This is a genomic window from Pseudomonas sp. X4 (assembly GCF_040784925.1).
Lineage (GTDB): Bacteria > Pseudomonadota > Gammaproteobacteria > Pseudomonadales > Pseudomonadaceae > Aquipseudomonas > Aquipseudomonas putida_Z.
This window is the reverse complement of record NZ_CP160798.1, coordinates 3,477,894-3,492,746: the sequence shown is the minus strand read 5'-3', so window position 1 is coordinate 3,492,746 and position 14,853 is coordinate 3,477,894. Positions and strand designations below refer to the sequence as shown.

The window sequence follows — 14,853 nt, the reverse complement described above, 5'->3', positions numbered from 1 at the left end:
TGAGATGTGCCACAGCGTTTGTGGGGCAGGTGCAAGACCTGCCTCTTTATGCACGGGCAACAAAGGAGAAGCTGTATGCAAGTCAATATCAGTGGACAGCATGTAGAAGTCACCCAGCCACTGCGCGATTATGTGCTTGAAAAGCTCGCTCGCGTGGAAAGTCACTTCGACAAGATCACCAACGTGCAGGTCATCATGAAAGTCGAGAAGCTGCAGCAAAAGGTCGAGGCGACCTTGCAGATTCCCGGCGGCGAAGTGGTTGCCAACGCCGAACACGAAGACATGTATGCAGCGATCGACGCCTTGGCCGACAAGCTCGACCGCCAACTGAAAAAACACAAGGAAAAACAGCAAAGCCTGCTGCAAGGTGCAGCTGCCCGCTGATCCCCCTCATCCATGATCCGACTTGAAACCATCCTGACCCCCGGCCGTTCCCTCGTGAACGTGCCGGGCGGCAGCAAGAAGCGCGCCCTGGAAAAGGTCGCCACCGTCATCGCCGAACAAGTGCCCGAACTGGAGATGCAAGACGTCTTCGAAAAACTGGTCGCCCGGGAAAAACTCGGTTCGACCGGTTTCGGCAACGGCATCGCCATCCCGCACTGCCGGCTTGAAGGATGTTCCGCTCCGGTCAGCGCCCTGCTGCACCTGGAAGCCCCTATCGACTACGACGCCATCGATGGCGCGCCGGTGGACCTGCTATTCGTCCTGCTGGTGCCTGAAGCCGCCACCGATGCCCATCTGGAATTGCTGCGCCAGATTGCCAGCATGCTCGATCGCAAGGAGGTCCGTGATCGCCTGCGTGCGGCCACCAGCAGCGAGGCCCTGTTCCAGGTTGTCCTGGACGTACAGAACGAGCACTGAACATGCGCCTGATCATCGTCAGCGGCCGGTCCGGCTCCGGCAAGAGCACCGCCCTCGATGTCCTGGAAGACAACGGTTTCTACTGCATTGACAACCTGCCCGCCGGGCTGCTGCCACAGCTGGCGGAAAATGCGCTGATCAATACCGAATTGCTGCAACCCAAGGTCGCCGTGTCGATCGACGCGCGCAACCTGCCCAGCCACCTGACGCGTTTCCCCGAGTTGCTCGAAGAAGCCCGCGCCCGGCATATCCAGTGCGACGTGCTGTACCTGGATGCCGACGAAGACGTACTGCTCAAGCGCTTCTCGGAAACCCGCCGACGCCACCCGCTGACCAACGCCGACCGCTCGCTTGCGGAAGCGATTCGGGTGGAAAGCGAATTGCTGGGGCCGATTGCAGACCTGGCCGACCTGAAGATCGATACCACCAGCCTGAACCTTTACCAGTTGCGTGATTCGATCAAGCTGCGCCTGCTCAACCAGCCCGAGCCTGGCACCGCGTTTCTGGTCGAGTCGTTTGGCTTCAAGCGCGGAATGCCGGTCGATGCCGACCTGGTGTTCGATGTGCGCTGCCTGCCCAACCCCTACTGGAAACCCGAGCTGCGTGAGCATTCCGGCCTCGACCAACCGGTGATCGACTACCTGGCCGCACAGCCGGATGTCGAAGAGATGTTCAACGACATTTCCAGCTACCTGCTCAAGTGGCTGCCCCGCTTCGCCGCCAGCAACCGTGCCTACGTCACCATTGCCATTGGCTGCACCGGCGGTCACCACCGCTCGGTGTACATCACTGAACGCCTTGGCCAGCTGCTGCAGCAATCCCTGAAAAACGTCCAGGTCCGCCACCGCGACCTCTAGCCCAAGGATCCGCCCCACGATGCCCGCCCGTGAAATCACCATCATCAACAAGCTGGGTCTGCATGCCCGGGCGGCAGCCAAGTTCGTCGGCGTTGCCGGCCGCTTCCCCTGTCAGGTCAGGGTTGGCCGTGCGCCGGACAAGCTGGTGGATGGCAAGAGCATCATGGCGGTGATGATGCTGGCGGCCGGCAAAGGCACCCAGGTGCACCTGCATACCGAAGGCGAGCAGGACGTTGATGCCATGGATGCGCTGGTCGAGCTGATCAACAACTTCTTCGACGAAGGCGAATGAATTTCGCAAGCGGTACGCGTACCCTGTGGGAGCGGCTTTAGCCGCGAAGAATCCAACGCGGTGCATGGCACCGGCTGCGCCGGTGTTCGCGGCTAAAGCCGCTCCCACAGAGTCCCCGCCAATTCAATGAGTTATGTGCCGCTCCCAAAGCGAAGCCGGTGAACACCCCATCATCCGGCGCAAACCGATGCACAGCCCCAAGATGGCCAGGCCAGGTCCAACCAGGCAAAGCCGCGCGCCAATAGCAATGCAGTGCCTGCCAGTAACAGCAAAGTCCCAAGCGTCAGGCGAAACAAGCGAAACAGGCGCACACGGCTGACAGACATCATCTGGGAGCGCATACCGGGGAGACTCACTTCAGGGTTTCGAGGTAGCGGCGCTCCACTTCCGCCCAGTCAATGACGTTGTAGAAGGCACCGATGTATTCCGGACGACGGTTCTGGTACTTCAGGTAGTAGGCATGCTCCCACACGTCCAGGCCGAGGATTGGCGTGTTGCCGTGCATCAGCGGGCTGTCCTGGTTGCCGCTGCTTTCCACTACCAGGGTTTTCTGCGGGTTCACGCTGAGCCAGGCCCAGCCACTGCCGAAGCGGGTCAGCGCAGCCTTGGTGAAGGCCTCCTTGAAGGCATCGAAGCCGCCCAGTTGGGCGTCGATGGCCTGCGCCAGAGCGCCCTGCGGCTCTCCCCCGCCCTGCGGCGACATCACGGTCCAGAACAGGCTGTGGTTGGCGTGCCCGCCGCCATGGTTGGTCACCGCACCACGCAGGTTTTCCGGCAGTTGCCCGACCGCGCCGAGCAGTTTTTCCACCGGCCACTCAGCCCACTCGGTGCCTTCGATGGCGGCGTTGAGGCCATTGACATAGGTCTGGTGATGCTTGGTGTGGTGGATTTCCATGGTCTGCGCGTCGATGTGCGGTTCCAGCGCAGCGTAGGCGTAAGGCAGTGCAGGCAAGGTATGGGGCATATCAGTGAATTCCGTAGGCATGGGTTGGGCGATGACCAACGCGGCCACCGCTGGCGCTTGGGCCATGACTCAGTGTCAGATACCACCGGCGGTAAGCTTCTCCGGGTCCAGCAGCGCTTCCAGCTGGTCACGCGACAGGTCGGTGTGCTCCAGCGCCACGTCGATGATCGGACGGCCCTGCTTGTAGGCGGTCTTGGCGATTTCAGCGGCCTTGAGGTAGCCGATGATCGGGTTCAGCGCCGTGACCAGAATCGGGTTGCGTGCCAGGGCTTCCTTGAGCTTGCTTTCGTTGACCTTGAAGCTGGCGATGGCCTTGTCGGCCAGCAGGCGGCTGACGTTGGCCATCAGCTCGATGCTCTCCAACAGGTTTCGGGCGATCACCGGCAGCATCACGTTCAGCTCGAAGTTGCCGGACTGGCCGGCGATGGCGATGGTGGCGTCATTGCCGATCACCTGGGCGGCGACCATGGCGGTGGCCTCCGGAATCACCGGGTTGACCTTGCCCGGCATGATCGAAGAGCCCGGCTGCAGGCCTTGCAGCTCGATTTCGCCCAGCCCGGCCAGCGGGCCAGAGTTCATCCAGCGCAGGTCGTTGGCGATCTTCATCAGCGCCACGGCGGCAGTCTTGAGCTGGCCGGACAGGGCCACGGCGGTGTCCTGCGAGCCGATCAGGGCGAACAGGTTCTGCCCGGGGGTGAACTCGACCTGGGTCAGGCCGCTGAGCTGGCGGGCGAAACCGGCAGCGAACTGTGGGTGGGCGTTGATGCCGGTGCCCACGGCGGTGCCACCCTGGGCCAGCGCCTGCAGGCTCGGCAGGGTCGCTTCGATGTGTGCCTTGGCGCCATTGATCTGCGCCGCCCAGCCATCCAGCACCTGGCTCATGCGCACTGGCATGGCGTCCATCAGGTGGGTGCGGCCGGTCTTCACGTACTGATGCACCTGTGCCGACTTGGCCTCGATCACCTGTACCAGGTGCGCCAGGGCTGGCAGCAACTGCTCGTGCAGGGCCAGGGCGGCGCTGACGTGAATGGTGGTCGGGATGATGTCGTTGCTGCTCTGGCCGCAGTTGACGTGGTCGTTGGCGTTGACGGCTTCACCCAGCACGCGACTGGCCAGAGTCGCGATCACCTCGTTGGCGTTCATGTTCGAGCTGGTGCCGGAGCCGGTCTGGAACACATCCACCGGGAAATGCTGGATGAAGTCACCCGCCAGCAGTTGCTCGACTGCGGTTACGATGGCCTGGCCCTGCGCAGTCGACAGCTGTTCCAGTTCGACGTTAGCCTTGGCCGCGGCAGCTTTGGCCAGCAGCAGCGCGCGAATGAACTGGGCCGGCATGCGCTGGCCGCTGATCGGGAAGTTGTCGACCGCGCGCTGGGTCTGGGCACCGTACAGGGCCTGGGCCGGCACCTGCAGTTCGCCCATGCTGTCACGCTCGATACGGGTATCACTCATCATCAAATCCTTGCATCAGTTCATCGGGAGAAATCGACGGCAGCAGGCGGCAATTGGCCAACTGCAGGGCGTAGGGCTGCCAGCGCTGGTTCTGGGCCTCGCGGTCGAGGTTGCGCAGGTCCAGCAATGGGCGCCAGGCCTGGTCCAGGCACAGGCAGCGCCAATGCCAGGGCAGCATGCGGTCGCAGGCGGTATCCAGCAGCAGGCGGAAGGAGGTCAGCGCCACCGTCCATGGCGAGGTCTCGGTGCAGCACACCAGGTAACGGCCTTCAGCCAGGTAATGCTCGATCAAGCGCGGTTCGTCGGGCTCGAGCGCACAGCGGATGCGTCGGCTGAGCCAGCGCCAGTTTTCCAGGTAGGGCAGTTCGCGGAGGACGGGTTTCATGAACATCATCGCCGGGTTACTGGATAATGATATTCATTATTAAGTGATAAACAGAATCACTTCAAGAGAAAGGTGATGAAACAAAAAACCCGGCGTGGGGCCGGGTCTTCGGTTTCATTGAGAATTCTCTATAGCCTGCACCGGCCTCTTCGCGGGCTTGCCCGCTCCCACAGGGATCGCACAGGTTTCAAGCTTGTGCAGTATCTGTGGGAGCGGGCAAGCCCGCGAAGAGGCCGGTACAGGCTGTGGATCAGCTACCCGCCACAGTCATCCGCTCGATCAGCACCGACCCGGTGTGAATGTTGCTGCGGGTCTCAAGATCGCTGCCAATCGCGACAATCTGCTGGAACATGTCTTTCATGTTCCCGGCAATGGTCACTTCCTGCACCGCGTGCTGAATCTCGCCATTCTCGACCCAGAACCCTGCCGCGCCACGGGAATAATCCCCCGTCACCATGTTCAGGCCATGCCCCATCAACTCGGTCACCAGCAGCCCGCGGCCCATGCGCCGGATCAGCGCCGCCTGGTCTTCGACACCATGGCTGACGAACAGGTTGTGCACGCCGCCGGCGTTGGCCGTGCTTGGCAAACCCAGCTTGCGCCCGGAATAGGTACCCAGCAGGTACGACACCAGCTCACCCTTGTCGACGAACGGCTTGGCATAGGTAGCCAGGCCATCGCCGTCGAATGCGGCACTGCCCAGTGCCCGCGGAATGTGCGGGCGCTCGTCGAGGGTCAGCCAGGTGGGGAACAGGCGCTGGCCAATGGTCCCCTCCAGGAACGACGACTTGCGGTACAGGTTGCCGCCGGAGATGGCCGACAGGAAGCTGCCGAACAGGCCACCGGCCAGCTCGGCCGAGAACAGCACCGGCACCTCGCAGGTCGGCACCGGCCGCGCACCCAGGCGGCTGGCGGCACGCTGGGCAGCGCGCACGCCGATGCTACGCGGGTCTGCCAGCAGGTTGCCCTGGCGGTTCACGTCGTACCAATAATCACGCTGCATCTGGCCGTCGCCTTCGGCGATCATCACGCAGCTCAGGCTGTGCCGGGTCGAGGCGTAGCCACCGATGAAACCATGGCTGTTGCCATACACGCGGCAGCCCTGGTGGGTATTGAGGGTGGTGCCGTCGGCATTGAGGATACGCGGGTCGGCGTCGAACGCCGCCGCCTCGCAGGCCAGGGCCATCTCGATGGCCCTCTCCGGCTCGAGGTTCCAGTCGTGGTAAAGGTCCAGGTCCGGGATCTCGCGGGCCATCAACGCTGCGTCGGCCAAGCCGGAACATTCGTCCTCGGAGGTATGCTTGGCAATCGCCAAGGCCGCGGCGACGGTTTCGCGGATCGCTTCCGGGCCACTGGCCGAGGTGCTGGCCGAGCCTTTGCGCTGGCCCACATAGAGGGTGATGCCAAAGCCCTGGTCGCGGTTGAACTCGACCGTTTCGACCTCTCGCTGGCGTACCGTGGTGGACAGGCCCTGCTCCAGCGACACCGCCACTTCGCAGGCACTGGCCCCCTGGCGGCGCGCTTCGGCGATGATCGCCTCGACCTGCTCCTGCAATGCTGGCAGGTCCTTCGGACCTACGCTCTGGACTGCACTCATGGTTCTCTCCACTCAAATTCTGCGTTCGGCGAGGGTCATTCTACGACCGGGCCGGACAAGCGGCCCCCGACTGGTTATCATGGCGGCGATTTCTAGCGGACTGCCACCATGGTTGATTCAAACGACGACGCCTTCGACGGCGAAAAAAGCAAAACCCAGATCAAGCGCGAGCTGCATGCGCTGGTCGAACTCGGCGAGCGCCTTACCACGCTCAAGGCCGATACCCTGGCTCGCCTGCCGTTGACCGACGAGCTGCGCAAGGCCCTGGCCGAAGCCAGCAAGCACACCGCTCACGGTGCCCGCAAACGCCACATGTCGTTTGTCGGCAAGCTGATGCGCGTGCAGGACCTGGATGCCATCCACGCCTTGCTCGAACAGATGGACAGCTCGACCCGCCAGTACAACGAGCGCTTCCACGGCCTGGAGCGCTGGCGCGACCGGTTGATCGACGGTAACGACGAAGACCTCGAGCGCTTCGTCAGCGAATACCCCGACACCGACCGCCAGCAACTGCGCTCGCTGGTACGCCATGCCCAGCACGAGAAGGCGCGGAACAAACCGCCTGCCGCCGCGCGCAAGGTGTTCAAGTACATCCGCGACCTCGACGAGCTGCAGCGCGGCTTGCGCTGATCACCCTGGGGCCGCTTTGCGGCCCAATCGCGACACAAGGCCGCTCCCACAGTAAGTGCGCAGCCATTTCTGCATGGCGCAGTCCCTGTGGGAGCGGCCTTGCGTCGCGAAAGGACCGCAAAGCGGTCCCAGATGGCCATCACGCCCCGGTACCGCCCACGGTAATCGCATCCAGCTTCAAGGTCGGCTGCCCGACCCCCACCGGCACCGACTGCCCGTCCTTGCCGCAAGTCCCTACCCCGCTGTCCAGCGCCAGGTCGTTACCGACCATCGACACTCGGCTCATCGCCTCCGGGCCATTGCCGATCAGGGTCGCCCCCTTCACCGGCGCGGTAATCTTGCCGTCTTCGATCAGGTAGGCCTCACTGGTCGAGAACACGAACTTGCCGCTGGTGATGTCCACCTGGCCACCGCCGAGGTTGGCGCAGTAGATGCCCTTCTTCACCGAAGCGATGATTTCCTGCGGGTCGCTTTCGCCGGCACGCATGTAGGTGTTGGTCATGCGCGGCATCGGCAGGTGCGCGTAGGATTCGCGGCGGCCGTTGCCGGTCACCGCCATGCCCATCAGGCGCGCGTTCAGCTTGTCCTGCATGTAGCCCTTGAGCACACCGTTCTCGATCAGCGTGGTGCACTCGGTCGGGGTGCCTTCGTCATCCACGCTCAGCGAGCCTCGGCGGCCTTCGAGGGTGCCGTCGTCGACGATGGTGCACAGGCTCGATGCCACTTTCTCGCCAATACGGCCGCTGAACGCCGAACTGCCCTTGCGGTTGAAGTCACCTTCCAGGCCATGGCCGACAGCCTCGTGCAGCAGCACGCCCGACCAGCCCGAACCCAGCACTACCGGCAGGGTACCAGCCGGTGCCGGGATCGCCTCCAGGTTCACCAGGGCCTGGCGCAGCGCTTCGCGGGCATAGCCCATGACCCGCTCTTCGGTGAAGAAGCGGTAGTCGGTACGCCCGCCACCGCCCTGCCCGCCACGCTCGCGGCGGCCATTCTGCTCGACGATTACGCTGACGTTGAAGCGCACCAGCGGGCGCACATCGGCGGCCAGGCTGCCATCGGCCGCAGCGATCAGGATGCGCTCCCAGACCCCGGCCATGCTCACACTGACCTGCTGGATACGCGGGTCCAGGGCACGGGTGGCGGCGTCGACACGCTTGAGCAGCTCGACCTTCTCGGCACGGCTGAGCACATCCAGCGGGTTGTCCGCCGGATAAAGGGCTGTCACCTCCTGGCTGCGGAAGGCCTGCACCTTGCCGTTCTGCCCGGCACGGGAGATCGAACGGGCTGCACGGGCGGCCGAGGTCAGCGCTTCGAGGTTGATTGCGTTGCTGTAGGCAAAGCCGGTCTTTTCACCGGACTGGGCACGCACGCCCACGCCCTGGTCGAGGTTGAAACTGCCCTCTTTGACGATGCCGTCTTCCAGCGCCCAGGTTTCCGAGATCTGGCCCTGGAAATACAGGTCGGCGGCGTCGATGCCGGGGCCGGCCAACTCACCCAGCACGCTCTGCAGGCTGTCCAGGGTCAAGCCGCCTGGGGCCAGGAGCTGCTCGCTGACGGTGGATAACATCTGGCTCATAGTCACTCCGAGGTGTGCGCAGGCCGCAACGCGCCCTGCGAGAAAAAGCGCCGGTGCGATACCACCGGCATGCGCGTCCGGATGGACGCTTGTTCGTCAATGTCGCGCTCGGCGAGCAGTACCGCTTCACCTTGCGCCTGTTCCGCGACGATGCGCCCCCAGGGGTCGACGATCGCCGCATGGCCATGGGTTTCCCGTGGCCCCGGGTGAGTGCCGCCCTGTGCCGCAGCCAGCAGGTAGCACTGGGTCTCGATGGCACGGGCGCGCACCAGCACTTCCCAGTGCGCCGCGCCCGTTACCGCAGTGAAGGCGGCCGGCGCAGTGATCAGTTCCGCACCAGCGGCGCGCAGTGCGCTGTACAGTTCGGGGAAGCGCAGGTCGTAGCACACGCTCAGCCCCAGCCGCCCCACCGGCGTATCAGCCACCACTACCTGGGCGCCGTGGGCATAGTCATCAGACTCGCGGTAACGGCCACGGTTGTCGGCAACGTCCACATCGAACAGGTGCAGCTTGTCATAGCGTGCCGCCACCTCACCGTGTTCGTCGATCAACAGCGAGCAGGCATGCGCCTTTGCTTCGGGCTGGCCGACCGGTGGCAATGGCAAGGTACCGGCGACAATCCATAACTTGAGGTCGCGGGCGGTACGTTTCAACCATGGCAGGATCGGCCCTTCGCCCAACGCTTCGGCGCGGCCGATGGCAGCGGCGTCCTTGCGGCCCATGGCGGCGAAGTTTTCCGGCAGCACGGCCAGCCGTGCACCGCCAAAGGCGGCCTGCTCCAGCAGGGCACCGGCGCGCTGCAGGTTGGCCAGCACATCGTCCTGGCTGACCATCTGGATTACAGCTGCCTTCATGGGCACTCCTAGCGGGATTTCTCGAAAGGTTTCACAAATGTGATTCTAGGCTCTTTCACCGGACCTTCGACACGGTAGTGCACACTGGCGAAGCGCGACACGCGGTCGCCGATCAGCCGGTCGACCAGGAACAGCGCCCCGCCCACGGCCGGCGCGCCGACAATCAGGGCCGCCAGCGGCAGGTTGTTGGTCACTGGCAGGCTCACCTGCAGATTGGCATCGACCCGGTCGCGTACCAGGTCCAGGGTACCGTCCAGCTCGAAGTTGCTCGACGGGCCAGTCACGGCGATTGGCTCGCGGGTCACATAGACACCGTTACTGGCCACCAGCAAGCCTTTGACCCGGTCGTAGGCCAGGCCCTTGTCGAACAGGTCGGAGAAGTCCAGGCGCAAGCGCCGGCCGATGGAGTTGAAGTTCAACAGGCCGAACACCCGCAGCGCCTGGGCACTGCCTTCGACCTCGACGAACTGTCCGGTGCGCAGCGCTGCGTCCATGCTGCCAGAGAAGCGCTTGAGGCTCACCGAGGCCGGCGAACCCGGCCAGCGGCCATCCACATCCAGGCGGAAGTCGCGGCTGGTCACGGTCGGGGCAAAGCCCCAGGCCTTGAGCACATCCGCCAGGTTCTTGCCGTCCAGGCGCCCTTTGTACCAGCTGCTGGTGCTGCCCGGTTCGCCTTCCCAGCCGCCGCCACCATCGATACGCAGGCCTTTGAAGTCGAGGTCGATGTCGCTGGCGGTCACGCCACGCGCGGTCGGCCGCAGCTTGAGCGACGCACTGCCGTACAGGTCGTCACCGCGATAGAGCTTGTCGATGCTCAGGTCCAGCGCTGGCACCTTGCGCGGGTCGAACGAGGCCAGCGGGTCGGGGCCCTCTTCGGCCTGTGCCTCGGCCTGCTTTTCAGCAGCGCTGGCGGCGGGCAGGCGCAAGGTCTGCATGCGCACGACCATCGGCGCGCCCTTGGCATCCGGCACCCGGGCGTTGCCAATGATTTCCTTGCTGTCGAGGCGCAAATCCCAGGCGGGGCCACCACGGACCAGGCGCACCACGGCCTGGTTCAGGTCCAGGCCAAAGGCTTTCAGCTGGCCGATGCTCAGGTCAACGCCTTGCAGGTTCTGCCGCGCGCTACCGCCCGGGTCGTTGCCGGCCAGGCGCGTCGCCTGTTCCTGCCAAGGCCCGAGGTCCAGCGCCTCCAGGTGCCCGCGCACTCGCAGGCCTTGGCCGGCAGGTACCTGGGCGTCACCGGCGCCCAGCAGCAACTCGCCACGGCCCTGCCCCAGCTTCTCGGCCGGCGCGGCGTAGGCAAAGCGGGCAAGGTCGGTGTAGGCGACATCGAAGCGCCGCTCCGGCCCCTGCAGGGTCATGCTGAAACGGGTGTCACGGGTATCGGACGCTGTCTTGCCAAAGGGTGCTGGCAGGTCGATGGCCAGGCCCTTGAGGCTGGAATTGACGCTCAGGCGGTTGTCCCGGCTACCCAGGCTGACCTGCAACTGGTACGGCAGGTCGCCGGAAGCCGGCAAGGCCTGGTTGAACTGCAGCCAGTCGGTCAATGCCTTGAGCGATACCTGGCCGCTGGCGTTGACGCGTGTCTGCATCTGCCCGGGCTGGCCTTCGGCGGTGATTTGCGCCGTTACCGGCTTGCCGAAGGCCTGCAGGCTGATGCCCTTGCCGCTCAGGCCCTTGTCCAAATCAAAACTGAAGTCACCCTTCAGGCGGCTCAACTCCAGGCTCGGCGGCGCCACCTTCAACCGTGCATCGTCGGTGGCAAAGTCCACCTGCACTTTCGGCCGCTGCCCGTGGGCTAGCGGAATGTCGAGCTTGACCTTGCCCTTGAGCGGCCCTTCGCCCTCCCAGCCAGCGAAGATCTCGCCAGTGCCGATTGGCGCTTCCTTGAGGATCTTCAGGCCATCGCCCAGGCTGCCGTCGAAGTCGCCATCGAGGTACAGGTGGCTTTGCTGGCCCTGGTCGACATGCGGGATATCGACGCTCACATCACTGACCTTGGTGTCGAGCAGTACGCCACGCTGGGCCTTGATGCGCACACCGCTGTCCTCGATGAACACATCGCCATCCACGTGCTGCACCTGCGGCCAGCCCGGCTGGAAGTCCAGGGCCGCATCACGCACCTTGAAGAACAGGCTGATGCTGCGGGCTTCCGGCGCGACGCCATGGTTCAGCGAGCCCTGGTACTGGAAGTAGCCTTCGTCCACCGTGCCTTTGACGATCGCACTGCGCAGCCATTCGTCGAGGGCTGGGCTGAGCACCTCGGGCAGGTACTTGGCGGTGTAGCGGCCATCGCCTTCGGTCAGGCCGACGCGCAGGTCCATGTAGTCCTCGCGACCCTCTTCGAACAACAGGCGAATGAGGAAGTCACCGGCGATCTTGCCCTCCTCGCCGAGTACCTTGAGGTAAGGCGCGACCAGGGTGAAACCTTCCTTGTCCAAGGCCCAGGTCAGGCGCGCATTGGCCTTCTGGTAATGCCAGGGTTTGGCGAAGATCGGGTACAGATGCAGCATGAACGCATCGGTATCAAGGCGCAGTTCGCCATGACCAAGGTCACCGCTGATGCTGCCGCTGACGTTACCGGCTGCCGGGGCATTGTGATAGGCATCGAAGCCGACCTTCTCCAGGTTGGCTTCGAACTGCAGGCGCTGGTCACCCTCGGCCTTGGGCCGGGCCTCCAGGCGCACATTGCGCAGCGCGCCGGTCACCTTCAGGCCATCGACCACGGCCATGACCTTGTCCGGCAGCGGCGCCAGGGCATCGACCAGCGGGGTCAACGGCGTGAGGTCGAGGCGGTCGGCCTGCACTTGCCAGCTTTCCGCGGCAGCGTCCTCGCCTGGACGCTGCTGCAATTGCAGGTGCGACTCCCAACGGGTCTTGCCGACATCCATGGCCAGGGAGTCGACCACCACATCGAAGCCTTGCTCCCGGCGCTGGAACCAGGCGCCCAGGGCCAGGTTGTTCAGCTTGGCCGCCTTGCGCCCGGCATAGGCGCCCTGCAGCTCCGGTGCATTGAGGCGTACGACGGCCTGCTGCAACTGCCCCTTGCGCCAGTCGACCCAGAACTCGCCGCCCGCCCGCAAGGCGTCGGCATGCCACTGGCCCAGCAGGCGTGGCGGCAGCCAACGCGCCCAGTCACTCTGTGGCAGGCTCAGGTAGGCTTCGACCTGGCCGTCGCGCCAGGCGTTGGCCGAGGCACGACTGCGCAGGTTCAGCGACAGGGGCTGGCCATCGGGCAGGGTCGCGCGCAAGTCCAGGGTATGGCGCGAAGCTCCGGCCTGCAGGCCGACGCTCACATAAGTCAGGGTCAACGGGTCGCGCTGCCAGGGGTGCAGGGTGACCTGGCTGTCGAACACATCGATGCGGCCCAACTGGCGCAGGCGCTGCAACAACTCGGCAGGGTCGAGCGGCGCATCGTCCTTCTTCGGCAGGCCTTCGAGGCTCCAGGCGCCCTGCTCGTTCTCGCGCAGGATCAGTTGCAGGCCGCCCAACTGAATGCGTGCCAGGCGTACCTCGCGGGCGGTGAGGCTGGCCCAGACATCGGGTACCACCTTGACGTCATCCAGGCGCAGGGCCGTGGCCCCCTCGCCCAGTTGCAGGTCGCGCACCCGCAGCACCGGTGCCAGGCCGCTCCAGCGGCCTTCCAGGGCACCGACGTGCACGGGCAGGCCCAAAGCCTGTTCAGCCTTGCTTTCCACATCGGCGCGGTACTCGGCCACCAACGGCACCAGTTCGCGGCCGAGGCTGACATACAGCGCCACCAGTACCGCCAGCAGGGCGCAAACGCCCAGCCCCCAGCGGGTCAAGGCGACAAGAACGCGGGTCAGACGTCCCATGGCCATGGCCCTCCAGGTCGTTTATCCATGATGGCCCGTCGTCCCGGTTTTGCCAGCCCGGGCCACCCGCGGCGCGTTTCAGAAGGCCTCAGAGCAGCACCACATCGTATTGTTCCTGCGAATACATCGACTCCACCTGGAAACGAATGGTTCGGCCGATGAAGGCCTCCAGTTCCGCGACGTTACCGGACTCTTCATCCAGCAACCGGTCGACCACCTTCTGGTTGGCCAGCACGCGGTAGCCTTCGGCCTGGTAGGCACGGGCCTCGCGCAGGATCTCGCGGAAGATTTCGTAACAGATGGTCTCGGGAGTTTTCAGCTTGCCACGGCCCTGACAGGCCAGGCAGGGCTCGCACAGCACCTGTTCCAGGCTTTCCCGTGTGCGCTTGCGGGTCATCTGCACCAGGCCCAGCTCGGTGATGCCGATGATATTGGTCTTGGCGTGATCGCGCTCCAGCTGCTTTTCCAGGGTGCGCAGCACCTGGCGCTGGTGCTCCTCGTCTTCCATGTCGATGAAGTCGATGATGATGATGCCGCCGATATTGCGCAGGCGCAGTTGCCGGGCGATGGCAGTGGCGGCCTCGAGGTTGGTCTTGAAGATGGTTTCTTCAAGGTTGCGATGGCCGACGAAGGCGCCGGTGTTCACATCGATGGTGGTCATCGCTTCAGCGGGGTCGACCACCAGGTAGCCACCGGACTTCAGCGGTACCTTGCGCTCCAGTGCACGCTGGATCTCGTCCTCGACGCCGTACAGGTCGAAGATCGGCCGTTCGCCCGGGTAGTGCTCGAGGCGGTCGGCGATTTCCGGCATCAGCTCGCCAACGAACTGCGTGGTCTTCTGGAAAGTTTCCCGCGAGTCGATGCGGATCTTCTCGATCTTCGGGTTGACCAGGTCGCGCAAGGTACGCAGGGCCAGGCCCAGGTCCTCGTAGATGACCGTGGGCGCGCCGCAGGTCTTGATCTGGGTGCCGATCTGCTCCCACAGGCGGCGCAGGTAGCGAATGTCCTGCAGGATCTCTTCAGCGCGTGCGCCTTCGGCGGCGGTACGCAGGATGAAGCCACCGGCGTCCTTGATGTTCTCGCTTTCCATGCAGTCGCTGACCACCTGCTTGAGGCGCTCGCGCTCGGCTTCGTCTTCGATCTTCAGGGAAATGCCGACATGGCTGCTGCGCGGCATGTACACCAGGTAGCGCGACGGGATCGACAGCTGGGTGGTCAGGCGCGCGCCCTTGGTGCCGATCGGGTCCTTGGTCACCTGCACCACCAGGGCCTGGCCCTCGTGCACCAGGGCGGTGATGTTCTCTACCGCCGAGCCTTCGCGCTGGGATATTTCCGAGGCATGGATGAATGCCGCGCGCTCCAGGCCGATGTCGACAAAGGCCGCCTGCATGCCCGGCAGCACACGCACCACCTTGCCTTTGTAGATATTACCGACGATGCCCCGGCGCTGGGTGCGCTCGACATGCACTTCCTGCAGCACCCCGTTTTCCACCACCGCCACGCGCGACTCCATCGGGGTGATGTTGATCAGGATCTCTTCACTCAT

General features: G+C 64.4%; 13 protein-coding genes. 5 read left to right on the top strand and 8 right to left on the bottom strand.

Features of this window, described 5'->3' with window-relative positions:
- The first annotated feature begins 75 nt into the window (after window positions 1-75).
- From raiA to ABX298_RS15520, 4 genes are read left to right on the top strand one after another with little or no spacing between them, the layout of a single operon-like run.
- Entirely contained in the window at window positions 76-384 is a 309-nt protein-coding gene (gene raiA, locus ABX298_RS15535) for a ribosome-associated translation inhibitor RaiA (protein WP_003255135.1), read from the top strand.
- Between the two features lie 12 nt (window positions 385-396).
- Window positions 397-861, top strand: a complete 465-nt coding sequence (gene ptsN, locus ABX298_RS15530; protein ID WP_015269060.1) for a PTS IIA-like nitrogen regulatory protein PtsN — start codon at window positions 397-399, stop codon at window positions 859-861.
- 2 nt (window positions 862-863) lie between these two features.
- A complete protein-coding gene (rapZ, locus tag ABX298_RS15525) occupies window positions 864-1,718 on the top strand; it encodes an RNase adapter RapZ (RefSeq protein ID WP_025337823.1) in 855 nt (284 codons plus the stop codon).
- Window positions 1,719-1,737: 19 nt separating this feature from the next.
- The gene (locus ABX298_RS15520; protein WP_023660775.1) at window positions 1,738-2,010 is read left to right on the top strand and encodes an HPr family phosphocarrier protein; all 273 of its coding nucleotides are present in this window, start codon (window positions 1,738-1,740) and stop codon (window positions 2,008-2,010) included.
- 352 nt (window positions 2,011-2,362) lie between these two features.
- Here the strand turns inward: ABX298_RS15520 and ABX298_RS15515 are convergent, their stop codons facing one another.
- The 4 genes from ABX298_RS15515 to pmbA form a co-directional block, all read right to left on the bottom strand.
- The gene (locus ABX298_RS15515) at window positions 2,363-2,974 is read right to left on the bottom strand and encodes a superoxide dismutase (RefSeq protein WP_367393322.1); all 612 of its coding nucleotides are present in this window, start codon (window positions 2,972-2,974) and stop codon (window positions 2,363-2,365) included.
- 75 nt (window positions 2,975-3,049) lie between these two features.
- Entirely contained in the window at window positions 3,050-4,426 is a 1,377-nt protein-coding gene (locus ABX298_RS15510; protein WP_139657434.1) for a lyase family protein, read from the bottom strand.
- Complete coding sequence (locus ABX298_RS15505; RefSeq protein WP_025337819.1) at window positions 4,419-4,820, bottom strand: hypothetical protein; 402 nt, start codon at window positions 4,818-4,820, stop codon at window positions 4,419-4,421. The genes ABX298_RS15510 and ABX298_RS15505 overlap by 8 nt, the downstream gene beginning before the upstream one ends.
- A 241-nt stretch (window positions 4,821-5,061) precedes the next feature.
- On the bottom strand, window positions 5,062-6,408 hold the full coding sequence (gene pmbA, locus ABX298_RS15500) for a metalloprotease PmbA (protein WP_238067300.1): 1,347 nt from the start codon (window positions 6,406-6,408) through the stop codon (window positions 5,062-5,064).
- A gap of 108 nt (window positions 6,409-6,516) precedes the next feature.
- Here pmbA and yjgA point away from each other — a divergent pair, with 108 nt between their 5' ends.
- Entirely contained in the window at window positions 6,517-7,038 is a 522-nt protein-coding gene (gene yjgA, locus ABX298_RS15495; protein WP_025337817.1) for a ribosome biogenesis factor YjgA, read from the top strand.
- Window positions 7,039-7,177: 139 nt separating this feature from the next.
- Here the strand turns inward: yjgA and tldD are convergent, their stop codons facing one another.
- The 4 genes from tldD to rng form a co-directional block, all read right to left on the bottom strand.
- Window positions 7,178-8,617, bottom strand: a complete 1,440-nt coding sequence (gene tldD / locus ABX298_RS15490; protein ID WP_286101101.1) for a metalloprotease TldD — start codon at window positions 8,615-8,617, stop codon at window positions 7,178-7,180.
- 2 nt (window positions 8,618-8,619) lie between these two features.
- Entirely contained in the window at window positions 8,620-9,471 is an 852-nt protein-coding gene (locus ABX298_RS15485; protein ID WP_367393321.1) for a carbon-nitrogen hydrolase family protein, read from the bottom strand.
- Between the two features lie 8 nt (window positions 9,472-9,479).
- Complete coding sequence (locus ABX298_RS15480; protein ID WP_367393320.1) at window positions 9,480-13,313, bottom strand: YhdP family protein; 3,834 nt, start codon at window positions 13,311-13,313, stop codon at window positions 9,480-9,482.
- An 82-nt stretch (window positions 13,314-13,395) separates the two neighbouring features.
- Window positions 13,396-14,853 carry a ribonuclease G gene (gene rng, locus ABX298_RS15475; protein WP_013971067.1) on the bottom strand — a complete coding sequence of 486 codons (1,458 nt, stop codon included), beginning with the start codon at window positions 14,851-14,853 and terminating at the stop codon, window positions 13,396-13,398.

Coding starts and splice junctions, on each gene's coding strand:
- ABX298_RS15520 (WP_023660775.1), top strand. CDS start 1,738: ATGCCCGCCCGTGAAATCACCATCATCAACAAGCTGGGTCTGCATGCC.
- ABX298_RS15510 (WP_139657434.1), bottom strand. CDS start 4,426: ATGAGTGATACCCGTATCGAGCGTGACAGCATGGGCGAACTGCAGGTG.
- rapZ (WP_025337823.1), top strand. CDS start 864: ATGCGCCTGATCATCGTCAGCGGCCGGTCCGGCTCCGGCAAGAGCACC.
- raiA (WP_003255135.1), top strand. CDS start 76: ATGCAAGTCAATATCAGTGGACAGCATGTAGAAGTCACCCAGCCACTG.
- ABX298_RS15515 (WP_367393322.1), bottom strand. CDS start 2,974: ATGCCCCATACCTTGCCTGCACTGCCTTACGCCTACGCTGCGCTGGAA.
- pmbA (WP_238067300.1), bottom strand. CDS start 6,408: ATGAGTGCAGTCCAGAGCGTAGGTCCGAAGGACCTGCCAGCATTGCAG.
- rng (WP_013971067.1), bottom strand. CDS start 14,853: ATGAGTGAAGAGATCCTGATCAACATCACCCCGATGGAGTCGCGCGTG.
- yjgA (WP_025337817.1), top strand. CDS start 6,517: ATGGTTGATTCAAACGACGACGCCTTCGACGGCGAAAAAAGCAAAACC.
- ABX298_RS15505 (WP_025337819.1), bottom strand. CDS start 4,820: ATGATGTTCATGAAACCCGTCCTCCGCGAACTGCCCTACCTGGAAAAC.
- ABX298_RS15485 (WP_367393321.1), bottom strand. CDS start 9,471: ATGAAGGCAGCTGTAATCCAGATGGTCAGCCAGGACGATGTGCTGGCC.
- ABX298_RS15480 (WP_367393320.1), bottom strand. CDS start 13,313: ATGGCCATGGGACGTCTGACCCGCGTTCTTGTCGCCTTGACCCGCTGG.
- tldD (WP_286101101.1), bottom strand. CDS start 8,617: ATGAGCCAGATGTTATCCACCGTCAGCGAGCAGCTCCTGGCCCCAGGC.
- ptsN (WP_015269060.1), top strand. CDS start 397: ATGATCCGACTTGAAACCATCCTGACCCCCGGCCGTTCCCTCGTGAAC.